This window comes from Bartonella sp. AP57NXGY (genome assembly GCF_042195805.1).
Lineage (GTDB): Bacteria > Pseudomonadota > Alphaproteobacteria > Rhizobiales > Rhizobiaceae > Bartonella.
This window is the reverse complement of the sequence record NZ_JBHIOZ010000625.1, coordinates 1-590: the sequence shown is the minus strand read 5'-3', so window position 1 is coordinate 590 and position 590 is coordinate 1. Positions and strand designations below refer to the sequence as shown.

The window sequence follows — 590 nt, the reverse complement described above, 5'->3', positions numbered from 1 at the left end:
ATAACATAAGTGTTCTCACGCATGATAAAACTCCTTTAAAGAGGGGAAGAGGTTGTGGAGGGACCCATTTTGACCCCACCGTGTTTGTGGCTTGCGCCAACAGATTTTTGATTATGCTGTAAATCTTCTGCTTGAATGTGCACACTGCCCGTTAATTCAACACGGGTTGCTTGATGAGAAAGCACCAAACCTTGTGCACTCAAATGAATTTGATTTTCCCCATGGGAGAGAATGAGCTCATCTTTTGTCATCCGCAAAGCGCCACCGGCATAACACAGAGCAAGTTCTTGGAAAGAGCGTGCGGGATTAGGCGCATCCTCACTATAGCTATCGCGCACCACCAGAGAGGCAGAACAAATTTCGCCATGGGGGTTTAACAACCGCACCGGGTCACCAACATGGAGGGGCATATTGCTTGAGAGAGCGCCAGAAGCTTCTTGCGCTTGTAGCCAAGGCGATAAAACCGCTTGTCCATTGGCACTCTCAGAGAAAAGTTTCACCCGCACCCTATGGCCATCAACTTGCACAACCCGCCCGATCATGTGCTGGTTGGCAAGACAGCGTTCAAGGGCATCAAGACGCTTCATGAT

1 protein-coding gene is annotated in these 590 nt (G+C 49.3%); it reads right to left on the bottom strand.

The window, feature by feature from the left end:
* Positions 1–35: 35 nt before the first annotated feature.
* The coding region (locus ACFIL8_RS12355) for a baseplate assembly protein (protein WP_375690065.1) at positions 36–590 on the bottom strand (555 nt) is incomplete at its 5' end.